Source organism: Streptomyces sp. NPDC096324 (assembly GCF_044763015.1).
GTDB lineage: Bacteria > Actinomycetota > Actinomycetes > Streptomycetales > Streptomycetaceae > Streptomyces.
Genome location: NZ_JBIWFK010000012.1, coordinates 231,685 through 251,307 on the forward strand (window position 1 = coordinate 231,685; position 19,623 = coordinate 251,307).

Genomic DNA, 19,623 nt, shown 5'->3' on the forward strand with positions numbered 1-19,623 from the left:
GATCACCCGTTCCGCCCGAGCGGCGCACCGCCGAGTGCGAGGCCGCCCCGTCAGACGGTGATGACGACCTTCGAGCGCGCGTGCTCGCCTTCGAGGTACCGGATGGCTTCGGGCGCTTCGCTCAGCGGGTAGGTGCGGTCGATGACAGGGGTGAGTTTCTTGGAGTCGGCGAGTTCTCTCAGAGTCGCCAGGTTCTCCTTACTCGGTGTCGCCGTGAGCACGAAGAGCCGGTGGCGGGCGAAGCGTGACATCACCTGCCCCTTGACGAGGAGGGCCATCGGTCCGACGACACTCCCGCCTTCGAACACGCCCCCACCGGACAGAACGAGTGTCCCCGTGGGTTTCAGCGCGCGGCGGAACTCGGCCAGCGAGTGATTCCCCACCAGGTCGAACACGACGTCGTACCGCCGCCCGTTCCGGGTGAAGTCCTCACGGGCGTAGTCGATGACGTGATCCGCGCCCAGTGACCTGACCAGTTCCGCGTTCCTCGCACTGCATACGCCGGTCACCTCCGCGCCGAACGCCTTGGCGATCTGTACCGCGAAGGTGCCCACCCCGCCTGACGCACCGTTGATCAGTACCTCGTGCCCCGACGCCACCTGACCGAGGTCACGCAGGCCCATCAGCGCGGTGTTCCCCGCGAGCGGGAGCGCGGCCGCCTGCTCGAACGACAGCGCGGCCGGTTTCGGCTCCAGCACGTCGTCCCGGGCACAGACGTACTCGGCGAACGCGCCGTCCACTTCGCCGAACACCTCGTCGCCGGGACGGAACCGCCGCACGGCCTTCCCCACGGCTTCGACCCGGCCCGCGAAGTCCGTGCCCCGGATCTTCGTCTTCGGGCCGCTCAGCCCGAGCGCCAGGCGTGCCAGGTACGGATCGCCCCGCATGAGGTGCCAGTCCCGGGCGTTGACCGAGGCCGCGTGGACGCGCACCAGGACCTCGTGATCGGCGACGGTCGGCGTGTCGACCTCCCTGAGTTCCAGGACGTCGGGGGAGCCGTACCGGTCGTGGGCGATCGCCTTCATCGGGCCTCCGTGGCGCACGGTTGGGTGCGGAATGGATCGGTGGACCGGAAGTTCAGCCCCACCCACGATGGTAGGCAAGCGGCCGCGGCGCGGGTATCGGGGCGAATCCCTAGGTGACGGCCCGGATGTACGGGTCAGCCGCCCTGGCCGGCGCTTCCGATCGGGCCGACCTTGACCGGGTCGCCGGAGCCGTCCGTGACCGGCAGTGTGGCGGCGCCCGGCCAGTCGAGGGTGACCGTCTTGGTCTCGTTCGGCGGGGTCACCAGCAGGCCCGTGATGCGGACGCCGGAGCCGCCCGACTTGTTGAGCGGGTAGGTGACGGCGAAGGCGATCGACTGCCCGTTCTTGAGGATGCTGTGGCCGGGAGCCGCGCCGGTGCGCTTCGCGGACACCGTTCCCGAACCCGTCTTCAGGTCGACACCCGCGTACCCGGAGATCGAGCAGTCCCGGCCGCCGCCGTTCTTGAATTCCACGACGACGTTGCCGTCGGGGTCGCCGTCGATGGTGTCGTCCTTCGCGGTGACCTCCAACTCGTCGGTGTGGCACCGCTCGACCTTGCCGCTCGCGTCGGCGCCGGTTCCGGCGGTCGAGCCCTTTCCGGTCGAGCCCTTGCCGGTGCCCGACCCGCCGTTCTGATCCGAGCTGCCCGAGTCCGAACCGCTGCCCTGGTCCGAACCGCTCGAACTCGAACCGCCGCCCTGGGCGGACTCATGGGACCCGGCGGACGGTGCGCTCTTTCCCGTACCGTCGTCCCCGTTCTGGCAGGCCGTGAGCGAGAGACCTGCGGCGACGGCCAGGGCGGCGAAGGTGAGCTTGTGAACGCGCATCGATTCTTCCTCGGTCTGGGTTGGTGGTGCCGACTGCTCGGTAGCGGCGAGCGTTTCCGAGCACCAAGAGCGACCCGACCCCAGCAGTCGTTCCGCCCAACCGCCGTGTAATACACCCCTGTTACACGCCCAGCCCGAGCCCGGCGGCACATACACAGACACACCCCGGTGCCCGCACCGCCGACCGGCCCCCACACCCCTGCCCGGGACCGCGGTCCGCTGGGACGGACCTGTGACGCGACGGGCTTGACGCCGACGGAAGCACCGGGCCCGGGCAGGGCGGCCACACCCGTCGTGGAACAATCGCCTGGCTGACGTCGGCGCAGGGGGTGACGGGATGTGCGGCTCTCGGCCCATGACCGCGGACGGCCGCGAGTGAACCCCGCGCGCGACCTGGTGGTCGGCTACGTCAGTGCTCTCGGCGTCACCGAGGAAGCCGTCCGGGCGGCACTGCCCTCGCTCGTACGACTGGCGGACCTTCTCGGGCTGGTCCGGTCGCGCCGGATCGTCCGGCGCGGCGAAGCGGGTGGCTACGCGTACCAGGTGCATGGGGCAGGGTGTCTGTTCACCGCCCAGGACGGCACCGAGGTCGACGTGGACTTCGCGGCCGACGGGACGGAGATCTTCGACCTCTGGCGACTGCGCTGGTACGGGCAGAGCCTGCCGGTGCCTCTGACCCCCACCGCGGATGAACTGCGAGCGGCGGTGGAGGCGCTGGAACCCCTGCTGACCGAAGTACGGCCGGGCTGGTTCACCGTGACCCGAGGCCCGGTACGCCCGATCGCGCGTGATCTCGGGGACGGCTCTCCGAACGCATCGAGTTGAGCGAGGCCAGGCTCCGGCCATGCCGTCCCACCATCAGTCCGCAGGCCCCGTTGACGATCACATGTCGAGCATCATGGCGCGACAACCGACCGGTCTGACCAGCCCGAGGGAGGCGGAGGCGGTACCGGCTGTGCAACCCTTCGGGCTCGGCGGGAGTCTAGCGACCGAAGAATTGTTCCCCGGGAAGACACCGTCCGTTTGCCCGCGTCGCAGTAATGAGGATTTGTCCATGTCCGTACCCCCGCGCAGCCGTCGCGCCTCCCGTGCCGCCGTCGCCGTCCTCGGCGCCGCCGGCCTGATCGCGCTGGCCGTGGCTCCCGCCGCGTTCGCCGATGAAGCCGCGTCCGAACTGGTCGTCGGAGGGCTCAAGCCGATCGACGGGGTGAAGCCGGGAAACACCTTCGACGTGCCGGTCACCGTGGGGAACAAGGGCACTGAGACAGCCGAGAAGGTGTGGGTCTCCTACGGTGTCACCCGGGGACTCGACTTCGCGGAGATTCCCTCCAACTGCCGTGTACAGCACGTCCGGTCCTACGACGAGATGCCCGAGAGGTGGATCGCGGCGTGTGAGTTCGACCAGGCGGTGGCACCGGGCGCCGTCTACACGACCGACAAGCCCATCCGGGTCAAGGTATTGGACCGCGCGCTCAACGAAGAGCTGCGCGCCCGGGTCGGGGACGTGGACCCGGGGGTCGACGAGAACGGCTACCCGCCGGTGACGGGAACCGCGCCGGCGCTGAAACTGGTCGAGGGACAGGCCGGGGGCGAAGGGTCCGCGCGAGTCGTCGACGTGCCCGTCACCGCCGTCAACACGGCCGACTACCAGGTGACGGGTGCCGCGTTGAAGGGCAGCGTCGGCGACACGGTGACGATGAAGGCGACGTTCACCAACGCCGGGCCCGCCTGGGTTCAGCCCAGGCCGGGGGACCGGTCCGTCAGTGTCGTGATCACGCTTCCCGCCGGGACATCGGTCGTCAAGCGCGGCCAGTTCTGCCAGGCCAAGGGCAAGACGTACGTCTGCGGCATGCGGTCGCTGAACGAGGGCAGCGGAGAGACCTACACCTTCGAGCTGAAGATCGACAAGCGGGTGGCGGGCGCCAAGGGCTCGGTCGCGCTGAGCACCGAACCGCGGCCGTTCGACCACGACAAGGTCAACGACAAGGCGGACATCACCTTGGACGTCACGGACGGGGGGTCGTCCGGATCGACGGGCGGCTCGACCAGTGGATCGTCCGGATCGACGGGTGGTTCGACCAACGGCTCGACCAGGGGATCGACCGGCTCGACCAGTGGCTCGGGCGGCTCGACAGGCAGCAGCTCGACCAACGGCTCGGCCGGCGGGTCGTCGTCGACCGGCGACGCCGGAACCGCGACGAACGGCGGCAACCTGGCGGAGACCGGCTCCTCGACGCTGCCGATCATGGGTGCGGCCGCCGCAGCGCTGGTCACGGGTGCGGGCACGCTCCTCGTCGTGCGCCGTCGCCGGTCCCAGAACCTGAGCTGACGACCGCCCGGCACGAGCGGTGGTACCCACCTCGGGCCACATGCCCCGCTCCGCGCGAAGGCGGCGTGTGGCGATCGGCTCAGCGACACCACCCGGGTGAGCGACGGTGCGGCACGAGCGGTTGCGCGGTTCCTACGGTCATGGTCGAACCCAACGGAACCACTGCGAAGGAACGATCTGTGAACCGCACAGTTGCCAGGGCCGCCGCACTGCTCGTCTCCGCCCTCGTCGCCCTTCCCGGCACCGCCGCCGTTGCTGCCGCAGCCGACCAGGGTGACGGCCCTCTGATCGTCATCAACAACGTGTACCAGCGCGCGGACGGCGACATCTTCAACGTCGGCCACGACAACGTCGTCGGCTCCGGAAACGGGAACGGCACGCAGCCGTCGGGGATCGGAGCCCCGGGAGTGGGCGAAGCGGCGGTGCGCATCAAGACGGGCGCCCGCCTGCCGTTCTCCGGAGTGCAGCTCGTCTCGCGGGAAGGCAGCGGGGAGTACCCCAGCACCTTCTACCCGAACTACGCCGCCGTCGTTCCGATCGACGGCCCCTCCACGGCGGTGTACCGGTCGGAGGGCGGGGCTGGACAGGTCCGCGTCACCGCGACCGTCGACGCGGGCGGCAGGGCCCTGCCGAACTGCGCCTCCGAGGGCAACCTGGAATGCCGTATCGACTACGACGCACAGGGCCAGTACGTCGTCATCGACGGCCACTGACGGAGCGAGCGAAGACGGCGGCGGGGACGAGTCCCGGCCCTGCCGAGATCGGCTCCGCCGCCCCGGCCGCCGCATCACCCAACAGCCCTTCAGCCGTTCGTCTTCCACCCGTCGCACCGAGGAGAACGCCCATGGAGCCCGACGCCGCGCATGCGGTCACGTCGACCGGTACGACGCGCAGGACGGCGATCCGGGGAGCGATGGCCGCAAGCCTGGCCACAGGGCTGGGTGTCCGGCCGGCCCCGGCGCGAGCGGTGGAAACGGCGGGAGCGGTGGAAACGGCGGGAGCGGTGGAAACGGCGGGAGCGGCGGAAGCGGCGGCGGACGGATGGCAAGGGTTCGCCGCCCGGGTACGGGACGAGTTCACCGCCATGGGCCTGGCGGGCGCGGCCGTCGCCGTGGTCAGCGGGGACCGCGTACTGCTGACCCTGCCGCTCGGCGTCCGCGACATCGAAAGCCGCGCCCCGGTCACCCCGTCGACCCGCTTCCTCGTCGCCTCGACGACCAAGTCGATGACCTCGCTGCTCGCCGCGACCTACGTCGACCGGCGGCAACTGGCCTGGGACCAGCGGGCCGTCGACGCCTGGCCGGGCTTCAGGGCGCCGACCGACCGGCTCACGCGCTCCCTGAGGGTCCGCGACCTGTTCGGCATGGCCACCGGCATCGACGAACCGCCTGCCCTGTCCGGCCTCCACGAGGGAGACCCGACGGCCCCTGAGCTGCTCCGATCCCTGGTCACCCTCCCGGTCGTGGCACCCCCCGACACCACCTACCACTACAACAACACCGTGTATTCCGTGGGCGGTTACCTCCCGCTGCTCGCCACCGGAGTGACCGGCGACGCCCTGACCGGCACGTTCGCCGACGAGATGCGGGGCCGGGTGTACGGGCCGGCCGGCATGGCCGGCGCGCGGATCGCGGACGACCCCCGGGGACTGGTCACCGACTTCATGCGCGGCTACGTACCCGACCTCACCGGCGCCAACAGGCCGCTCGCCTATGGGCCGGTCGGCAGCTACGCCCCCGCAGGCGGGACGCTCGCCTCACTCGACGACATGGCCGCGTACGTCCGCCTGCAACTGCGGCGTGGTGTCTCCGTGGACGGCCGCCGTGTGGTGTCGGCCAGGAATCTCGCCGAGTGCTGGAAGCCCCACATCCCGGTCCCCGTGTCGCCCGAGTTCGACCCGGACGTCACCGCGTCCGGCTACGGAATGGGCTGGATCCACAACCGCTTCCGCGACGGCACCTCGTTGATCTGGCACAACGGCGGAATCGACGGCTTCACCTCGTACATCGGGTTCCTGCCCGAGCACGACCTCGGACTGGTCGTGCTCAACGCGATGAATCCGACCCCGACCGGACCGTACTTCTACCTCTATGTCCTCAACCTGCTGCTCAGCGAACGGTTCGGCCTCAACGAGGGCGTCCCGGCCAAGGCGCACGCCGCCTACCTCGCCGCCCTCGACGACCTGCGCGCCCTCGGACGCCGGACCGCGCCGACCGACCCGGGCGCCACCGCGCCGTATCTGGGCTACTACGAGGGCGGATACCGCCTCGCGCGCGACGGACGCGACCTGAACCTCCACCTCGGCCCGCGCACCCTGCCGCTCGGCATCCTGCCCGACGGCAGCTACGTGGTGACCAGCGGACTGCTCGTCGAGAACAAGGTCCTCCTCACCCGGGACGTCGACGACACGCCCCGCATCGAACTGGTCGGCCTCGAGACGGTCCGCCGCACCGTCGGGCCGGCGACTCCCCGCGGCTAGCGGCCGTCCGGGTCAGCGCGCGTCGCGCAGGTGAAGGAGATAGGCCGCGGTCAGCGCCACGGCACGGTCCGGGTCCTTCGACAGTTCCACGAGCGCGTCCGACGTCCTCGTCCCCGGGATGCCCGCAAGCGCCTGGGTCAGCCGTCCGCGCGCGGGTGCCTCCGTGGTCGGGCGGTCGAGACGGTCGAGGAGCCCGCCCGCGAGCCGGTCCGCCGTGACGGGATCGCTCGCCAGGACGCTCAGCGCGTCCGCCGCGTCGGTGTCGTTGCGTCCCTCCACGATCATGTCGAGGAGCGTCGGGACCGCGTCGGCCACACCCCGTGCCCCCAGCGCCAGAGCCGCGTGCCCGCGGACCACCGAGTCGGGGTGCGCGAGGGCGGCCCGCAGATACGTGGTGGCCTCGGCGTCCGGCATCTCGGCGAGTGACTGGACGGCCCGTTCCCGTACCGCGGCCGTCGGGGAGGTCAGGCCCTCCGCGAGCAGCGCAGGCCCGCGGTCGCCGGAGCGTGCCAGGGCCCATCGAAGGGCTCCGGCGACGTTCGGCTCCGTCTCGCTCAGCACCGCTTCGACCAGGGCCTCCACGGGCACCGGAACCTCGCCGGCCGAGGACAGCGCGGCGCGCTGCCGAGCGTCGGCGCTCTTCGAGGCCAACGCCTGCAACAGCGCGACGACTTGGAGCACGTCCTCCCAGTCGGCAGGCTCCGCGGCATGGATCCTGCGCAGCCGCGTGAGCAACTCGGTCTCCGCCGCGATGCGTTCGCGGGTCTGGTCGATGAGCCCCTCGACGAGCGACGAGGGCGTGAACCCGGGATCGTCGAGCGCGCGCCCGATCTCACGCAGCGACAGCCCCAGCGACCGCAGGCTCTCGATATGGAAGATCCGCCGGATGTCGTCCCCGGAGTACTCCCGGTAGTTGGAGCCGGTACGCCCCGAAGGACGCACCAGACCGAGCGACTCGTAATGCCGCAGCATGCGGGCACTGACACCGGACCGTCGCGCCACCTCACCGATCAACACGCCCTATCGTCCCTCCTGTCCCGGCCCGTCGAGGACCGCGACGCGCTTCGCCTCCTCGATCGCCGCATCGAATGCGGTGTCCGGATCGCGCAGCAACCGCTGGGTGGCGAGCGCGTGCGCACGGACGCGCGGGCCGGGCGCCGTCGTCGCGGCGAGCAGGACCGGCACGATCACGTCTCCCAGCGCTACCAGGGCCTGGCTGAGACTGAGCTGCGTCTCCCGCCCGCCGCGCCCGAACTGGGTCGCCAACTCCGCGGCCAGTTCGGTCTCCTCGCCCGCGGGCACGAGGACGACCGCGGCGCGCCAGGCGCTCCGCGCCACTTCGCCGTCGGCGTCTGACAGCAGGGCCGGTGTGATCGCCGGCCACCCTCGCCTGTCACCGATCTTGGACAGCGTGTGCAGCGCCTGGCTCCGTCCCTGCGGACTCTCCGAGCGGACCTCGGAGAGCAGCGCGGGAAGTGTCATGGACACCGGGTGGCGGGCGAGCGCCCAGGTCAGCATGTCGCGGACGAAGAACTCGGGCTCGACCGCGCACCGCTCGACGAGGCCCGGGACGAAGCGGGGGTCGGGCGTCGAGCCGACCGCCAGCGCGGCCCGCAGCCGCACGGACGAGCTGTCGTGCTCCAGCCCCCTGAGCAGTCCTGCCACCCGCCTGTCCGCAGTCGTGTCCGCGTCCTGTTCTGTGATCGTCATCGAGACCACCTCCTGGACACGCAGTGAAGGCCTTGCCACCGTGTCAAGGTCAAACGGGACCGGCGCGGCGCACCTTCTCACGTGGCGGCTCCGCGACGCCTGGTGGTCAGGTCGCCACGGGCCATCGGTGCGGCTCGCGGCCCAGCAGGCGCAGTGTCGCGTCGAGCTGGCCCGACCCGCCGGGCACGTCCAGTGCCGGGGCGAAGGCGTTGCCTGGGCCGCGGACGGCCGGATCGGCCGGTACTCGTCGGGCTGTGGCCAGTGCGGCTCCGAGGACGTCGTCGGAGAGCTCCAGGCCCACTCCCAGCGTCGCTGCGACGTCCCAGGCGTGCACCACGTAGTCGATGAAGTGGAAGCGGACGGCCTGCCGTCCGGGAAAGCTTCCGCCCAGCTCCGGGAGCGCGAACTCCCTCTCTGTGGCGCCGGGTTCGGCGAAGGCCGCGAGGACGGCCGTCGCGGCCGCCCGGTGGGCCCGGGCCGGCTCCTCCATGTCCCGCGACTCCTGCCAGGGGGCCGCCTCCAGGCCCGCTCCGCGTGCCGCCGCAGCGAATCCGAGGTGTTGTGCGGTCATGTGCGCCACGAGCTGTCGAAGATTCCAGTCCGCGCAGGGGGTGTCCCGGTCCCAGTCCGCGTTCTCCGCCCGTTCCACCACCCGCAGGGCCTCGTGCACGGCGATCCGGTCGAGCTCGACGATGTCCGTTCCGCTGACAGTCATGAACCGACCGTAAAACTATGCGATCGGTCGTGCAATTTGTTTTCCAGCCGCAGAAACCGTGTCCAGCCGCAGGATCGCGCCCAGCCGCAGGACTGTTTCCAGCCGTCGGATTCTCTCGGGCGAGGCCAGGAGACCGCCTCGGATCAGTCTCCTCGGGGGCCGGGCGCCCCTTCCGCCGAGGCGTTCCGCAACCGGTCCGCGATGCCCGCACGGGCCCGGTGGTAGGCGGTCTCCTCGCCGTGCAGCACCGAGACGGCGTTGGCCGCCTCCATCAACGCCACCAACTCGAAGGCGAGTTGGGGGACATCGATGTCCGGGCGCAGCTCGCCGCCCGTGCGGGCCTCGTCGATCGTGCGCTCCATCAGGGCGGTCCATGCCCGGTGGGCCGACACCGCCGCGTCGTGCACCGGCCCCGATCGGGCGTCGAACTCGGCGATGACCCCGTAGAAGAAGCAGCCGCCCGGGAAGACCCGTCCGCGAGAGTAGTCGAGCCACGACTCGCAGAGCCGCCATACCCGTCCGACGCCGGCGGGGACCTGTTCCGAGGGCCGGATCACCTGCTCGGCGAAGATCCGCCCCGCTTCGCGTACGGTGGCGAGCTGAAGCTCCTGCTTGGACCCGAAGAGCGCGAACACCCCGCTCTTGCTGAGACCCAGCTCGGTTGCGAGCCGTCCCGCGGACAGCGCTTCCAGCCCCTCGACCGAGGCGATGTCGACCGTTCGGCGGAGCACCAACTGCCGGGTGCGGTTGCCCCGTTCGAGCCGTCCGTCGAGCCGGGTCATCGCCGTGCTCCCTGGTCCGGCGCCACGTGATCGCTCTCCTCCGTACGGGCCACCCGCGGTCTCGCGTCGTGGCTCACGACAGACCACTCTAGGAGGTCCGCGCCGAACCCGTTGATCACACGGCTTCCGGCGTGGCCGGCTCGGAAGCGTTCGACGGAGCCGGCGCCGCGATGGTCACCGCAGTCGTGTGATCATGACGGTATGACCGTCGGCCGCATCATCTTCCTCAACGGCACGTCCAGTTCGGGAAAATCGAGTGTCGCCCGCGAGCTGCTCGACGTACTCGACGACGGTGTCTTCTTCCATCTGGCGGTGGACGGCTTCAACGCGATGCGCACCAGGCGGAGCCTCGGTGAGGCGGAACTCGAGACCGCGCTGCGGCGCACCAGAAGGGGCTTCCACCGCTCGATCGCCGCGATGGCCGAGGTCGGCAACGACATCATCGTGGACCATGTGCTCAGCGAGCGGTGGCGGTTGCTCGACTGCCTGTCGGTTCTTCCCGCGGAGAACGTGCTGTTCGTGGGCGTCCACTGTCCGTTGGAGGAACTCGTGCGCCGGGAGCGGGCGCGCGGGGACCGTCCGCCGGGCCTGGCCGCGCACCAGTACGACCTCGTGCACCGTCATGGTGACTACGACCTGGAGTGCGACACCGGCACGTCGAGCCCGCGCGAATGCGCCCAGCAGATCAAGGAGTTCCTTCCCGTTCGCCCGAGCCCGACCGCCTTCGCGCGGCTCCGTGATCGTTACGCGCGCGTCGACGCCGAGGGGAGTTGAGACGCCAGGTGGGCCGACTCGTCCGTGCCTGGAGGGCCGCCGCCGTCCTCCTGCTCGCGTTGACCGCCGTGACGTCCGTCCTCTCGGGGTGCTCCTCGAGCGGGGGAGCCGATGTGAAGCTCGTCGTTCCCCCGGTCTTCTACGTCTCACGGGATCGGGACCGGGCCGCCTCCGACCTGCGGGTCGAGGAGAGGGCTGACGGCGGAGAGACGCTCGGACTGCGGATCACCTTCGACGCCGGCGATCTGAAGGACGTCGTCACCGTCGGACGCGCGCTCGACGACTGTGTCGTCCACCTGCCCGTCTTCCATTGCGACACGCAGGTGGGGCCGACAGGCGCGGGGGGCATCCAGGCCTTCCACCTGAGTCCCGCGAAGGGCACGCGAGCGGGTGACTCCGGCGTCCTGAGCTACCGCGTCACCGCGCCCGGCATGCGGCCCGTCACCGGTCACTCCCGCATAGTGGTCGGGCGGCCGGAGCTCCGGGTCGCGACCGACACCCGACAGGGCCCTGTGGAACCCGGTGAGAGCCTCGCCGTCCGTCTGACCGTACGCAATGTCGGTGACGTGCCCGCTCGCGGAGTGGCGTTGAGCATGGAAGCACACGACGGCGTCACCCTCGGCGACCGGCATCGCAACTGCCGTTACCGTGGGCGTACTTCGGTGTCGTGCCGGCTCCTCGCCGACGACGTCGTCATTCCGCCGGGCCGGTCGTACAGCCTGGCCGCCCCCGAACACCTGCGAGCCGCTCGGGACGCCAACTACCCGACCGTCGACGTGCGTGCCGCCGCCATCGGTACCGAGTACGCGCCCCCGGCCGAGATCACGTCACGGTACCGGCCGGGCGGTGGGACACCCCTGCGGCTCGTCCCCGCGACCGGGGCCGACCCCGCTGTGCCGGACGAGGCCGGGGACGAACAGCAGGTGCTCCACGTACCGGTGCGCAACCGGAGCGAGCTCGCGGCGGTCGCCGACACGGCCCGCGGCCCCGTCGGCAGTCTGACCACCGTGCGGATCGGCGCGCGCAACAACGGACCCGGCTCGCTGCCGGCCACGGTGAACGTCGTCTTCACGGTGCCGGAGGGCACCACGGTCGTGGAGTCGCCGTACAGCTTCGAAAGGGACGAGGAGGTGCTCGACCAGGACTGCCGGGCCGTCACGGCCGATGACACGCCTCTGGCCGAGGCATCCGCGAAGCAGCCGCGTGCCCGACGGTACGTGTGCACGGCTCACGTCGACGCCGCGCGGGCCACGACGACCTTCCCCTTCACGCTCCGCATCGACCACGGCGGCGCCGATCGCCACGGCCGCGTCACGGTCTCGGACGGGGACCCCGCACGCCCCAGCCGGGACAGCACACCGACCGACGACGCGGCGGACGTCGTCGTGCTCGTGTGGCCGGGCCCGGCCTGGGCCACCCCCGGCTTCTACACCGGCGCCGCCGTCGTCATCGCCGTGCTCGCTGTCGCCTCGGCCCTGTACACGCGACGCCGAAGGCTCGGGTAGTGGGCGGTGCCGATCAGGCGAATGAGGCCCAGGACCTCCCGTACGTCGAATCCCCCGCCCGAACGCGGCTCTTGAAGGTACCCGTGCCGGTTCCCGCTGTGGGGCAGAGGGTGTTGGAGGTGGCAGGTCGGGGCGGCCGTCGTCGCTGGAGAGCAGGATGTCGCCCTGCCTGCATAGAGTTCGGGCATGCTCGTTTCGCCGCACCTGCAAGAGATCACCCCTGACAACTTCGAGACCGCCATCGGCCTGAGAGTCCGGCCCGACCAGGAGCACGCGGTGGCACCCGTGGTGAAGTCGCTCGCCGAGGCGTACGTACATCCCGGCATCGCCTGGCCCCGGCTCATCTGCGACGGCGACGAGGCCGTCGGATTCCTCATGGCCTTCTTCGACATCGACTGGACCGGCGACGGTACCGACTTCCGCTCGGGCCTCTGGCGCCTCAACATCGCGGCCGGCCGGCAGGGCCGGGGCTACGGACGCTTCGCCGTGCGGGCGGTGGCCGCGGAGATCCGACAGCGCGGAGGGACGCGCCTGACCACCACCTGGCATCCCGGAGAGGACGGCCCCGGCGCGTTCTACCGGACACTGGGATTCCGGCCGACCGGAGAGACCAGCGGCGACCAGACGGTCGGCGCGCTGGAACTGGACGGAACGGGGATTCCGGCCGTACCCGGGCGGCTGGAATAGCCCCCGGACGTCCCACGTTCCACGATCATGACAACCCATGCGCCGCACGTCGAGGTTCTGCGATACACCGCCTTCTCCAGCACCCCCGACGGCGGAAATCCCGCCGGTGTCGTTCTCGACGCCTCCGCCCTGGAGGACAGCGACATGCTGGCCATCGCCGCGGACCTCGGATACTCGGAGTCCGCGTTCCTGACCGCGCCCCCGGAGGACCTCGGCGGCCCGGAGGGACGGGCGTACACCATCCGCTACTTCAGCCCGAAGGCGGAGGTGCCGTTCTGCGGGCACGCCACCGTCGCCACCGCCGTCGCGCTGGCCGAGCGGATCGGGCCCGGTGAGCTGGTGTTCGCGACGCGCGCCGGCGTCGTACCGGTGGAGGCGGCCCAGGAGAACGGGACGGTCCGGGCGACGCTCACCAGCGTCGAGCCGCGCGTCGAGGAGATTGCCGACGCCGACCTGGAGGAGGCGCTCGCCGCGCTCGACTGGCCGGCCGGCGATCTCGACCCGGCCTTCCCGCCCCGCATCGCGTTCGCGGGTGCCCGCCACCTCGTACTCGCGGCGGCGACGCGTGCTCGCCTCGCGGATCTCGCGTACGACTTCGCGCGTCTCGAAGCGCTGATGCACCGCCTGGATCTGACCACGGTCCAGCTCGTCTGGCGGGAGTCGGCCACGGTCTTCCACGCCCGTGACCCCTTCCCCGTCGGCGGAGTCGTCGAGGACCCGGCGACCGGAGCCGCGGCCGCCGCGTTCGGCGCCTACGTCCGCGAACTCGGCCTGGTCCCCGAGGAAGCCGTCCTCACCCTGCACCAGGGCGAGGACCTGGGCCGTCCCGGCGAACTCACGGTGACCCTGCGCCAGGGCGACCCCCGCGTCCGCGTCAGCGGCGTGGGAACGCGCATCAACTGAGCGATCGGCTCGTCCATTTCTCGCCCACCGCCGCGAGCCCGTCGACGCGCCGAAGGCGCCGCGCCGACGAGGAACGAACCCGGGAAAGCGCACGGCCCACCGTCCGCCCCGCGCACACGAGCGCGGGGCGAACGGTGGGCCGGTTCCCCGGAAACGGGGACACAGACGCCGGTGCGGTCAGGCGCGGAACGAAGGCCGGGGGCCGGCCCGTCGGCCTCAGCGGGCGAGGGCCGCCTCGCTCGTCGCCTGGGAACGCGGGTCGGAGGGAAGGGCGCGCAGGATGTCCTCGACGCTCTGCTTGGCGTCGCCGAACAGCATGCCGCTGTTCTCGCGGAAGAACAGCGGGTTCTGCACCCCCGCGTAACCCGAGGCCATGGAACGCTTGAAGACGACGACCTGCTCCGCCTCCCACACCCGCAGCACCGGCATGCCCGCGATCGGGCTCGTCGGATCCTCCTCCGCGGCCGGGTTGACGGTGTCGTTGGCACCGATGACCAGGACGACCGAGGTGTCGGAGAGGTCGTCGTTGATCTCGTCCATCTCCAGCACGATGTCGTACGGCACCTTGGCCTCGGCCAGCAGCACGTTCATGTGTCCGGGCAGCCGGCCCGCCACGGGGTGGACGCCGAAGCGCACCTCGACGCCGCGATCACGGAGTTGACGCGTCAGCTCGGCGACCGGGTGCTGCGCCTGGGCCACCGCCATGCCGTACCCGGGGGTGATGACGACGGACCGGGCCTGGACCAGGAGGTCGGCCACCTCCTGGGCGCGGATCTCGCGGTGCTCGCCCTGCTCCTCGTCCCCGCCGGAGGGAGCCTCGATACCGAACCCGCCCGCGATGACCGAGAGGAAGGACCGGTTCATCGCCTTGCACATGATGTACGACAGGTAGGCACCGGAGGATCCGACCAGCGCGCCCGTGACGATCAGCAGGTTGTTGTCGAGCAGGAATCCCGCCGCCGCGGCGGCCCAGCCCGAGTAGCTGTTGAGCATGGAGACGACGACAGGCATGTCGCCGCCGCCGATCGACGCGACCAGATGCCAGCCCAGGACCAGCGCGAGCACCGTCACGGCGATCATCAGGCCGAGGCTGGGACTGATCGTGAACCAGACCGTCAGCGCCACGAACGCCACCAGCGCCGCGACGTTGAGCGCGTTCTTGCCCGGCAGGACCAGCGGACGGGACTTCACGCGCGCCGACAGCTTGAGGAACGCGACGATCGAGCCGGTGAAGGTGACCGCGCCGATGAAGATGCCGATGAACACCTCGGCGTGGTGGATCCCGAGCAGGTCGGCCGTGACGTGTCGCTGCGCGTCCCCGTGCGCCTCGACCTCCAGGTAGCTGTTCCAGCCGACCAGCACCGCGGCGAGGCCGACGAAGCTGTGGAGCACGGCGATGAGTTCGGGCATCTGGGTCATCTCGACCTGCCGCGCCCGCCAGACGCCGATCGCGGCGCCGAGCACCATCGCGACGACGATCAGGGTGACCGCGCCCGCGGTGATGCTCTGTGCCGCGAGCACGACGGTGGCCACCAGGGCGAGGGCCATGCCGGCGATGCCGTACACGACACCGGCACGGGAGGTGCGGTGCTGGGACAGTCCCGCCAGGCTGAGGATGAACAGCAGGGCGGCGACCAGGTCCGCGGCATGGGAGGCTGTGGTTGACGTCATGGCGGCTCAGCCCTTCGAGAACATGGACAGCATGCGGCGGGTGACGGCGAAGCCGCCGAAGATGTTCACGCTCGTCAGCAGGATCGCGATGAACGAGAGTGTGGTGACGACCGCGCTCTCGTGCCCGATCTGCAGCAGCGCCCCGATCACCACGATCCCGGAGATCGCGTTGGTGACGGACATCAACGGCGTGTGCAGCGCGTGGTGCACCTTGCCGATCACGTAGTAGCCGATCACCACCGCCAGCGCGAAGACCGTGAAGTTCGCCGCGAGTTGCGCGGGGGCGAAGGCGACCAGAGCGAACATCCCCAGCATTCCGGCGCCGATCAGGGCGAACCGGGCAGCCGGGGTGAGCCGTGACTCCTTCGGCTGGGCGGCCGCCGCCACGGGGGTGGGCTGAGGTGCGGCCTGGGCCGAGACGGCCACGGGCGGCGGGGGCCAGGTGATCTCACCGTCGCGTACGACGGTCACCGCCCGCTGGACCACGTCGTCGAAGTCGATGACCAGCCGGCCGTCCTTGCCGGGCGTCAGCAGCTTGATCAGATTGACCAGGTTGGTGCCGAAGAGCTGGGAGGCCTGGGTGGGCAGCCGCGAGGCGAGATCGGTGTAGCCGATGATGGTGACGTCGTTGTCCGTGACCACGGTGCGGCCCGCGACGGTTCCCGCGACGTTGCCGCCCTGGACGGCGGCCATGTCGACGATGACGCTGCCGGGCTTCATCGCCGCGACGTCCTCCGCCGTGAGCAGGCGAGGAGCCGGGCGGCCCGGGATCAGCGCGGTCGTGATCACGATGTCCACGTCCTTGGCCTGCTCGTGGTACAGCTCGGCGGCGGCCCGGTCGTAGTCGGCGGAGGTCGCCTTGGCGTAGCCGTCGGTGCTCGTCTCCTGCGCGACGTTCACCGCGAGGTACTCGCCGCCCAACGACTTGACCTGATCGGCCACTTCCGGCCGCGGATCGGTCGCCCGGACGATCGCGCCGAGACTGGAGGCGGCACCGATGGCGGCCAGACCGGCCACACCGGCGCCGGCCACCAGCACCTTCGCCGGCGGGACCTTGCCCGCGGCCGTCACCTGGCCGGTGAAGAAGCGCCCGAACACGTGCGCCGCCTCGATCACGGCCCGGTAGCCGGCGATGTTGGCCATGGAACTGAGCACGTCCATGGACTGCGCCCGCGAGATCCGCGGGACCGCGTCCAGGGCCAGCACGGTGATGGGCCGGTCCGCGAGCTCCGCGAGGAGGTCCGCCCGCTGGGCCGGACTGATCAGCCCGATCAGCGTCGAACCGTCGGGCACGCGCGCGATCTCGCCCGTCGAGGGGGAGTTGACCTTGAGCACGACGTCCGCCTGCCAGGCGTCGCCGATCCGCGCCCCCGCGCCGGCGTAGGCGTCGTCCGTGAAGCCCGAGGCCGTACCGGCGTCCGACTCGACGACGACCTCGTAGCCCAGCCCCACCAACTGGCGCACGGTTGCGGGCGTCGCCGCGACACGGGTCTCCCCGGGAGTGGACTCGGCCACCACTCCGACGCGCTGGGGCGGGTGATGGGCCGATTCTTCTGCGGGCATGGTGATGTCTCCCTCAGGGGGCGCAGATACACAGGCACGATGGGTGAATCAGGGGGAGTCCACGCCCCTTGGACGCAGGAACTTACATGGTGGAGCCCGCTGTTCGGCACAGCGCGCAGCCGTGACTTGTTTCACGCGAGGTCTGTTGCCGAGAACACGGTGAGGTGCGGTGTTCCGGCGTTCCGGACATGTTCCCCGGCGTTTCGGTGCCTCAGGAACGCGCCGCGTGAGGGAGTACGGGAGCCACGGGCAGGCACAGTTCGAACAGCGCGCCCCCGGCCGGCGCCTCGCCCGCCGTGAGCGTGCCACCGTGGCGGCGCGCCACGTCGCGGGCGATCGCCAGGCCGAGGCCGGCACCGCCGTCGTCGCGGGTCCGGGCGTCGTCCAGCCGCACGAACCGCTCGAAGATCCGCTCCCGTTCGGCCGCCGGCACACCGTCGCCGTCGTCCGCGACGGTGAGGACGATCCGGTCGTCCCGCCTCTCCACACGCACGACGACCTCGTCCCGCGCGTGCCGCTGCGCGTTGTCCAGGAGATTGCCGATCACACGGACCAACTGCCCACGGGAGCCCGCTACGTGAAGAGGCCTGTCGGTGTGGAAGGACACCGCGGCGCGCTCGGCCGGACGGTGTTCCGCCTCCTCGCGGACCAGCTCGCCGAGGTCGACCAGCCCCTGACCCGGCCGCTCCCCGGCGTCGAGCCGGGCGAGCAGCAGCAGATCGGCCGCGAGGTGCTGCAACCGCTCGGTGTCCTTGACCGCGCCGGGCACGTCCAGCAACTGCGGATGCGCGGAGCCGACCTCCAGCTGGGTGCGCAGCGAGGCGATGGGGCTGCGCAGTTCGTGGGAGGCGTCGGCGACGAAGCGGCGCTGCCGGTCGACGGCGGCCTCCAACGCGGTGAGCGTCTCGTTGGTCGTACGGGCCAGACGCGCCACCTCGTCGTGCGAGGCGGGTTCCGGCACGCGCCGGGACAGGTCCTCGGAGGCGGTGATCGCCGCCATCTCGCGCCGGATGCCCTCCACGGGGGCGAGCGCGCGCCGTGTCACCAGCCAGGTCACGCCTCCGACGACGAGCAGGACCAGCGGCAGCCCCGCCAGCATCGCCACCGCGGCGCTGCGGACGGCGCTCTCGCGTGCCGCGAGGGAGGCGCCCGCGTGGACCAGTACCGTCCGGCCGCCGAGATCCGTGGCCTTGATGGTCGCGAAGCGGTACGGGGCACCGCGGCCGTCGACCACCGCGCGCCCGGAGCCTTCCTGGACGGTGTCGCCGATCGTCCCGATGGCCGGGTCGTTCGTCTGGGGCGGCGGGCTGTCGTCGGTGCCGTGATCGTCCATGCCCCGGTCGTCGCTGCCGTGGTCGTCCGTGCCGCGACCGCCCGATGTGCTGTCGTCCGACGACGCGTCGTCGTCGCCGCCCCGGTTCCTGTCCCGCCCACGGCCGTGGTCGTCGCCCGATCCGGTGACGAACTGCGCGGCGGGAGCCGGGGCGGGCGTCGAGGTCGAGGTCGCGGACGAGGAAGGAGAGGGGGAGGGGGAGGGTGTGGCGGGGGAGGCGGCGGCCCGTGGAACGTGAACGGCCGTCACACCGGTGCCGCTGATGCTCTCCAGCCCGTCGCCGACGGCCAGCAGACGGCCGTCCTCGTCCGTCACCTGTACGGGGATTCCGTCCCGCGCACCCTCCGGCAGCGTCAGCCGGGCGTCGCCCCCGCGCCAGGTGGCGACTCCGAGGGCGATCCTGCGGGCGGTGTCGTTGGCCTCGTTCTGTGCCTGCTCGGTGAGGTTCACGCGCAGGGACATCAGCACCGCGACCCCGGCGGCCACCAGCGCGACCGTCACCACGGCGGTGGCCCACAGGACCATCGTGGCCTTCACGGAGCCGAGCGGCCGCCCCTTCACGAGGCCACCATCCGGTACCCGGCGCCGCGCACGGTCTGGATCGTGTCGGTGCCGAGTTTCCGGCGCAGCGTGCTGATGTACACCTCGACGATGTTCGGGTCGCCGTCGTAGGCGAAGTCCCAGACGTGCTCCAGGATCTCGGGCTTGCCGACCACCTGTCCGGCCCGTGTCGCGAGCTGTTCCAGCACGGCGAACTCCTTCGCGGTGAGCGTCACTTCCGTATCGCCCCGGCACACCCGGCGGGTCGAGGTGTCGACGACGAGCCTCCCGACACGCAGGATCGGCGACGCTCCGGCCGAACCGCTGCGACGCAGCAGCGCCTTGACCCGCGCCACCAGCACGACATACGAGAACGGTTTCGTGAGGTAGTCGTCGGCGCCGGTGTCCAGGCCCTCCGCCTCGTCGTACTCGCCGTCCTTGGCCGTGAGCATCAGGATCGGCATGTAGTGGCCCGCCGCGCGCAGGGCGGCGCAGACGCGGTAGCCGTTGAGGCCCGGCAGCATGATGTCGAGCAGCACCAGGTCGTGGACGCCCTCGGCGGCCAGGTGCAGGCCCTCGTTCCCGTCGTGGACGACGTCCACGGCGAAGCCTTCGGCCCGCAGGCCCCTCGCCAACGAGAGCGCGAGCCGCTTCTCGTCCTCCACGATCAACAGGCGCATGTGCCGAGTCTCCCAAACGGAACCTGAAGGGATCTTCAGGTAGCTTCAGGTCCCCTTCAGCTTCCCCCAGGCACCTTGGCGTCACCGAACAGGCAGGACA

18 protein-coding genes are annotated in these 19,623 nt (G+C 71.1%); 8 read left to right on the forward strand and 10 right to left on the reverse strand.

The window, feature by feature from the left end; genetic code table 11:
• Window positions 1-50 precede the first annotated feature (50 nt).
• Window positions 51-1,025, reverse strand: coding sequence for an NAD(P)-dependent alcohol dehydrogenase (locus ACIQ7M_RS30840; protein ID WP_403650590.1), 975 nt, complete (start codon window positions 1,023-1,025; stop codon window positions 51-53).
• A gap of 134 nt (window positions 1,026-1,159) precedes the next feature.
• On the reverse strand, window positions 1,160-1,852 hold the full coding sequence (locus ACIQ7M_RS30845; RefSeq protein ID WP_403650592.1) for a DUF4232 domain-containing protein: 693 nt from the start codon (window positions 1,850-1,852) through the stop codon (window positions 1,160-1,162).
• Between the two features lie 375 nt (window positions 1,853-2,227).
• Between ACIQ7M_RS30845 and ACIQ7M_RS30850 the strand changes: the two genes are divergently transcribed.
• From ACIQ7M_RS30850 to ACIQ7M_RS30865, 4 genes are all read left to right on the forward strand, one after another.
• Window positions 2,228-2,677, forward strand: a complete 450-nt coding sequence (locus tag ACIQ7M_RS30850; RefSeq protein ID WP_403650594.1) for a DUF6896 domain-containing protein — start codon at window positions 2,228-2,230, stop codon at window positions 2,675-2,677.
• A 229-nt stretch (window positions 2,678-2,906) separates the two neighbouring features.
• Window positions 2,907-4,181 carry an LPXTG cell wall anchor domain-containing protein gene (locus ACIQ7M_RS30855; RefSeq protein WP_403650596.1) on the forward strand — a complete coding sequence of 425 codons (1,275 nt, stop codon included), beginning with the start codon at window positions 2,907-2,909 and terminating at the stop codon, window positions 4,179-4,181.
• A 179-nt stretch (window positions 4,182-4,360) separates the two neighbouring features.
• Window positions 4,361-4,894, forward strand: a complete 534-nt coding sequence (locus ACIQ7M_RS30860; protein ID WP_403650598.1) for a hypothetical protein — start codon at window positions 4,361-4,363, stop codon at window positions 4,892-4,894.
• A gap of 131 nt (window positions 4,895-5,025) precedes the next feature.
• Window positions 5,026-6,660: a serine hydrolase domain-containing protein gene (locus tag ACIQ7M_RS30865; RefSeq protein ID WP_403650600.1), complete on the forward strand. Its 1,635-nt coding sequence runs from the start codon at window positions 5,026-5,028 to the stop codon at window positions 6,658-6,660.
• A gap of 12 nt (window positions 6,661-6,672) precedes the next feature.
• Here the strand turns inward: ACIQ7M_RS30865 and ACIQ7M_RS30870 are convergent, their stop codons facing one another.
• The 4 genes from ACIQ7M_RS30870 to ACIQ7M_RS30885 form a co-directional block, all read right to left on the reverse strand.
• Window positions 6,673-7,677: a HEAT repeat domain-containing protein gene (locus tag ACIQ7M_RS30870; RefSeq protein WP_403650602.1), complete on the reverse strand. Its 1,005-nt coding sequence runs from the start codon at window positions 7,675-7,677 to the stop codon at window positions 6,673-6,675.
• Window positions 7,678-7,680: 3 nt separating this feature from the next.
• Window positions 7,681-8,370: a HEAT repeat domain-containing protein gene (locus tag ACIQ7M_RS30875; RefSeq protein ID WP_403650604.1), complete on the reverse strand. Its 690-nt coding sequence runs from the start codon at window positions 8,368-8,370 to the stop codon at window positions 7,681-7,683.
• Window positions 8,371-8,476: 106 nt separating this feature from the next.
• Window positions 8,477-9,085, reverse strand: coding sequence for a TIGR03086 family metal-binding protein (locus ACIQ7M_RS30880; protein ID WP_403650606.1), 609 nt, complete (start codon window positions 9,083-9,085; stop codon window positions 8,477-8,479).
• Between the two features lie 143 nt (window positions 9,086-9,228).
• On the reverse strand, window positions 9,229-9,867 hold the full coding sequence (locus ACIQ7M_RS30885) for a TetR/AcrR family transcriptional regulator (protein ID WP_403650608.1): 639 nt from the start codon (window positions 9,865-9,867) through the stop codon (window positions 9,229-9,231).
• Window positions 9,868-10,068: 201 nt separating this feature from the next.
• Here ACIQ7M_RS30885 and ACIQ7M_RS30890 point away from each other — a divergent pair, with 201 nt between their 5' ends.
• From ACIQ7M_RS30890 to ACIQ7M_RS30905, 4 genes are all read left to right on the forward strand, one after another.
• Entirely contained in the window at window positions 10,069-10,641 is a 573-nt protein-coding gene (locus tag ACIQ7M_RS30890; RefSeq protein WP_403650610.1) for a chloramphenicol phosphotransferase CPT family protein, read from the forward strand.
• A gap of 113 nt (window positions 10,642-10,754) precedes the next feature.
• Complete coding sequence (locus tag ACIQ7M_RS30895) at window positions 10,755-12,146, forward strand: hypothetical protein (RefSeq protein ID WP_403650612.1); 1,392 nt, start codon at window positions 10,755-10,757, stop codon at window positions 12,144-12,146.
• A gap of 186 nt (window positions 12,147-12,332) precedes the next feature.
• Entirely contained in the window at window positions 12,333-12,833 is a 501-nt protein-coding gene (locus ACIQ7M_RS30900; protein WP_403650614.1) for a GNAT family N-acetyltransferase, read from the forward strand.
• Between the two features lie 27 nt (window positions 12,834-12,860).
• The gene (locus ACIQ7M_RS30905) at window positions 12,861-13,736 is read left to right on the forward strand and encodes a PhzF family phenazine biosynthesis protein (protein ID WP_403650616.1); all 876 of its coding nucleotides are present in this window, start codon (window positions 12,861-12,863) and stop codon (window positions 13,734-13,736) included.
• A 216-nt stretch (window positions 13,737-13,952) separates the two neighbouring features.
• On the opposite strand, the gene pntB is transcribed toward ACIQ7M_RS30905, so the two are convergent.
• The 4 genes from pntB to ACIQ7M_RS30925 form a co-directional block, all read right to left on the reverse strand.
• Window positions 13,953-15,407, reverse strand: a complete 1,455-nt coding sequence (pntB, locus tag ACIQ7M_RS30910) for a Re/Si-specific NAD(P)(+) transhydrogenase subunit beta (RefSeq protein WP_386989148.1) — start codon at window positions 15,405-15,407, stop codon at window positions 13,953-13,955.
• Between the two features lie 6 nt (window positions 15,408-15,413).
• Window positions 15,414-16,970 carry a Re/Si-specific NAD(P)(+) transhydrogenase subunit alpha gene (locus ACIQ7M_RS30915; RefSeq protein ID WP_403650618.1) on the reverse strand — a complete coding sequence of 519 codons (1,557 nt, stop codon included), beginning with the start codon at window positions 16,968-16,970 and terminating at the stop codon, window positions 15,414-15,416.
• 211 nt (window positions 16,971-17,181) lie between these two features.
• The gene (locus ACIQ7M_RS30920) at window positions 17,182-18,828 is read right to left on the reverse strand and encodes a sensor histidine kinase (protein WP_403650687.1); all 1,647 of its coding nucleotides are present in this window, start codon (window positions 18,826-18,828) and stop codon (window positions 17,182-17,184) included.
• Window positions 18,829-18,860: 32 nt separating this feature from the next.
• On the reverse strand, window positions 18,861-19,523 hold the full coding sequence (locus tag ACIQ7M_RS30925) for a response regulator transcription factor (protein WP_403650620.1): 663 nt from the start codon (window positions 19,521-19,523) through the stop codon (window positions 18,861-18,863).
• Window positions 19,524-19,623: the final 100 nt, after the last annotated feature.

What these genes read in the sequence shown, in the direction of transcription:
- pntB (WP_386989148.1), bottom strand. Translation starts at nt 15,407, where the DNA reads ATGACGTCAACCACAGCCTCCCATGCCGCGGACCTGGTCGCCGCCCTG.
- ACIQ7M_RS30905 (WP_403650616.1), top strand. Translation starts at nt 12,861, where the DNA reads ATGACAACCCATGCGCCGCACGTCGAGGTTCTGCGATACACCGCCTTC.
- ACIQ7M_RS30845 (WP_403650592.1), bottom strand. Translation starts at nt 1,852, where the DNA reads ATGCGCGTTCACAAGCTCACCTTCGCCGCCCTGGCCGTCGCCGCAGGT.
- ACIQ7M_RS30915 (WP_403650618.1), bottom strand. Translation starts at nt 16,970, where the DNA reads ATGCCCGCAGAAGAATCGGCCCATCACCCGCCCCAGCGCGTCGGAGTG.
- ACIQ7M_RS30885 (WP_403650608.1), bottom strand. Translation starts at nt 9,867, where the DNA reads ATGACCCGGCTCGACGGACGGCTCGAACGGGGCAACCGCACCCGGCAG.
- ACIQ7M_RS30875 (WP_403650604.1), bottom strand. Translation starts at nt 8,370, where the DNA reads ATGACGATCACAGAACAGGACGCGGACACGACTGCGGACAGGCGGGTG.
- ACIQ7M_RS30880 (WP_403650606.1), bottom strand. Translation starts at nt 9,085, where the DNA reads ATGACTGTCAGCGGAACGGACATCGTCGAGCTCGACCGGATCGCCGTG.
- ACIQ7M_RS30865 (WP_403650600.1), top strand. Translation starts at nt 5,026, where the DNA reads ATGGAGCCCGACGCCGCGCATGCGGTCACGTCGACCGGTACGACGCGC.
- ACIQ7M_RS30855 (WP_403650596.1), top strand. Translation starts at nt 2,907, where the DNA reads ATGTCCGTACCCCCGCGCAGCCGTCGCGCCTCCCGTGCCGCCGTCGCC.
- ACIQ7M_RS30920 (WP_403650687.1), bottom strand. Translation starts at nt 18,828, where the DNA reads ATGGTCCTGTGGGCCACCGCCGTGGTGACGGTCGCGCTGGTGGCCGCC.
- ACIQ7M_RS30925 (WP_403650620.1), bottom strand. Translation starts at nt 19,523, where the DNA reads ATGCGCCTGTTGATCGTGGAGGACGAGAAGCGGCTCGCGCTCTCGTTG.
- ACIQ7M_RS30900 (WP_403650614.1), top strand. Translation starts at nt 12,333, where the DNA reads ATGCTCGTTTCGCCGCACCTGCAAGAGATCACCCCTGACAACTTCGAG.
- ACIQ7M_RS30840 (WP_403650590.1), bottom strand. Translation starts at nt 1,025, where the DNA reads ATGAAGGCGATCGCCCACGACCGGTACGGCTCCCCCGACGTCCTGGAA.
- ACIQ7M_RS30890 (WP_403650610.1), top strand. Translation starts at nt 10,069, where the DNA reads ATGACCGTCGGCCGCATCATCTTCCTCAACGGCACGTCCAGTTCGGGA.